This window comes from Pantoea sp. EABMAA-21 (assembly GCF_030053335.1).
GTDB lineage: Bacteria > Pseudomonadota > Gammaproteobacteria > Enterobacterales > Enterobacteriaceae > Pantoea > Pantoea communis.
Genome location: NZ_JASGBX010000042.1, coordinates 1 through 1,311, shown reverse-complemented (window position 1 = coordinate 1,311; position 1,311 = coordinate 1). Strand labels below are relative to the sequence as shown.

The window sequence follows — 1,311 nt, the reverse complement described above, 5'->3', positions numbered from 1 at the left end:
TGGAGTTGCCCCCGCTAAAACGGACACGGTTAATTTATAGCTAGCAGCGAACTTCTGTATTCCCTTGGTGACTGCATTTTCAGCCCTTTATGGGGATGCCAGTTATTATAGTCTTCCATCCATTCCGTCAGTTTTCCCATCACTGTCATGGCATCGGGCAGATCATTCACATGCACGTAGTCACGCTTGAACGTTTTAACGAACGATTCAGCCATCCCATTGCTCTCCGGACTGCGCACTGGCGTCGTACACACGATGAACCCGAGTGAGGCGGCGAACGTTCTTGTTGAGTCGGCTATGTAGCAACTGCCATTATCGGTCAGCCACTCAACGGCATGTGGCAGGTATAGCGTATTGCCAAAGCGCTTTTCCACACTCTCTGTCAGCAGATCCTGCACCATAATGCTGTTTATTCCACCTGTTGTCGCCGACCAGCAGATCGCTTCGCGATCACAGCAGTCAAGGCTGAACACTACCCGCACGACTTCCCGATTCCAGCAGCGGATTTCAAAACCATCTGAACACCAGCGCGTATCTGGCTTGAGTGTCACGATGTTGCCGGTATGACTGCGCTCTGGCTTTCTATAGCCAGATTTTGCCAGCAACAGGTTATTCACCTGCATGATCCGGTAAATGCGTTTGGGGTTAACCCGCCAGTTTTGTTCCTTCAGCGCACGATTGAGGTGTGCCGTCACGCGACGATAGCCGTTTGTCGCCCGCTCGCTGCATATCTGGCGGATAAGCGGTAACAGTCGGGCGTCATCATCTTTGCTATAGCGGGCTGGCCGCTGCTGGCGCTTCTTCAGCAGCCGTTCATAAAGATTCGAACGCGATACGCAGAGCACTTCTGCTATTCGGATGAGGGGGTATCGTCCGGTGGCAGCAATGGCATGCGCGATATCAACTTTTTTGCCTGGGCTATCTCAAGCGCATCCCGAAGGATTTCGGCTTCCATCGTTTTGCGGCCCAGCATTTGTTCAAGCTGTTTGACTTTTTTCTCCAGCGCTTTGACCTCGGAGACGCTGACCACCTCGTCGCCAGCGGAGATCGCAGACTTTCCACCTTCGTTCATGAGCCGTTTCCACTTAAAAAGAAGACTGGGTGTGATGCCATATTGCCGGGCAACGAGTGAGACGGTGTAGCCGGGCTGCATGGCGAGCGCAACAAAACGGGCTTTCTCTTCAGGAGTATAACGACGGCGTTTTTGCTCGCCAGTGATCACTTCGATTCTTTGCACAGGACACTCCTTAAACATAGCTCTATGACTATGTCTTACTGGTGAAGTGTCCGGTTTAAACGGGGGCTATTACA

At 52.2% G+C, this 1,311-nt stretch carries 1 protein-coding gene; it reads right to left on the bottom strand.

The annotated features are described in order from the left end of the window. Positions 1 to 29: 29 nt before the first annotated feature. A protein-coding gene (locus tag QMZ65_RS25140) for an IS3 family transposase (protein ID WP_502921548.1) occupies positions 30 to 1,255 on the bottom strand; the annotation gives its coding sequence in 2 pieces (ribosomal slippage) (positions 30 to 913 and positions 913 to 1,255; 1,227 coding nt in all). Between the last annotated feature and the right edge of the window lie 56 nt (positions 1,256 to 1,311).